Annotated in this window: 2 protein-coding genes; both read left to right on the top strand. The window is 29.9% G+C overall.

The window, feature by feature from the left end; translation table 11 throughout:
* Window positions 1-12 precede the first annotated feature (12 nt).
* Window positions 13-891 carry a hypothetical protein gene (locus HMPREF9420_RS03755; RefSeq protein ID WP_044078745.1) on the top strand — a complete coding sequence of 293 codons (879 nt, stop codon included), beginning with the start codon at window positions 13-15 and terminating at the stop codon, window positions 889-891.
* Window positions 892-894: 3 nt separating this feature from the next.
* On the top strand, window positions 895-1741 hold an 847-nt coding region (locus HMPREF9420_RS12900; protein ID WP_007134109.1), incomplete at its 3' end, for an acyltransferase family protein.

The following is a 1741-nucleotide window of genomic DNA, read 5'->3' as shown; positions in this document are numbered from 1 at the left end:
AAAGATTGTAGTATGAACGATGGATGTACAACAATCGTTTATATGGTACAGCCAGAAACGACTTTTTCTGGAGGCTTATCAGATCGTCTTAGAGGAATTACTTCTATTTATGCTGAATGTAAGCGACAAAGGTTACCTTTTAAAATAGTCTTTGAACCATTACATTTACAAGATTATTTAGTTCCTAATCAATATGATTGGCAACTTAATACTGATGAAATATGCTGGGATATAGAAAAAGTATATCCTTGTACATTATTGACTTATCATCATAATCTTCGTAATTGTTTTCAACGTTTTGCACAACGTATGATTCTTCGTTACTATTTAAAGAAACATTATAAACAGATTCATATCTATTCAAACATGGCAATCGCTGATAAGGAGTTTAGTACTTTATTTAAGGAACTTTTCCGTCCATCTGAACGATTACAGAACCAAATTGATTATCATCTTAGTCAGTTAGGTGGTGCAAAAAAATATATTTCGTTGACTTTTCGATTTAGGCAGTTATTGGGAGACTTCAAAGAAGGTGGGGAGGTTTTGCCTGAATCAGAACGAGAGACTTATGTTCTTAGGTGTATAAATGGAATAGAAGAATTACATGCGGAATTCCCAAGTGAACGTTTATTAGTAACTAGTGATAGTAAGATGTTTTTAGATAGGTTGTCATATCTTGACTATGTCTATGTTATTCCTGGTAACGTTGTTCATATGGGATTTACTTTTGATGCAAGTCAAGATGTTTATATGAAATCCTTTGTTGATTATTATATGCTTAGTAATGCTAAAACGGTATTCCAAATGACAGATAAACTTTTGTTTCGAAGTGGTTTCCCTAAACGAGCTGCTATGCTGAATGGTGCTAAATATGTAGAGATTTCTTTATAATATATGAGTAACAAACGTATTCTTTATTTTGATGCTTTGAAATTTTTTGCTATTTGGCTAGTTGTTCTCGGACATTATCTACAGGAAATAGATTGTGGTAGTGTAGGTTTCTATACTAATCAGGTTATATATACATTTCACATGCCATTATTTATTATGATTAGTGGCTTTTTTGCTCAGAAAGGTGAACCTTCTTTTAGAAATTTAATAATCAAGAAAACTATAACACTTTTATTACCTGTAATAATATGGACAGCTATTATAGTTGTATATAGCTTATTGTCTTGCAAAGATTCAATGAGAATTCAAATAGAACTTAAAGGTAATAGCTGGTATTTAAAAGTACTATTTTTATGTTTGTTGTATCAATGGTTGTCTCGAAGATTTATTAGTATAGACTGGATAGCTGCAATTTGTTCAATTATATTATTGTTCGTTTTACCATTTGGAAGTATATTTCAATTTAATTTCATGTATTCTTTCTTTTGGTTGGGATATTTTATTGGAAAAAACAAGGATTGGATTTATAGACACACAATTTTGGGGTTATATTTAACTGGAGTATGTTTCTTATTAGGCTTGTTCTTTATGTTTTTGAATAATTGGAATATAACAAAATTAATTATAGATTTTAATTGTTGGAAATATACATCTTACCTAATAGTGGTGAAATATTACTTAGGTTTTTGTGGTAGTATGTTCTTTATTTTCTTGTTTAAGGAAATTGCTGATAGGAAAAATTGTTCTATAGTTGCTGGGTGGGGGAGTTATACTTTAGGAATTTATGTAATGCAAACATTTATTATCCAATATCTTTTTGTGGATTATTTTCATTTTTCTTATGGAGTTA

This window comes from Segatella salivae DSM 15606 (assembly GCF_000185845.1).
Classification (GTDB): Bacteria; Bacteroidota; Bacteroidia; order Bacteroidales; family Bacteroidaceae; genus Prevotella; species Prevotella salivae.
This window is presented reverse-complemented; position numbering and strand designations above follow the sequence as displayed.

Excerpts from the sequence above, each read along its gene's own strand:
- HMPREF9420_RS03755 (WP_044078745.1), top strand. The coding sequence starts at position 13 with ATGAACGATGGATGTACAACAATCGTTTATATGGTACAGCCAGAAACG.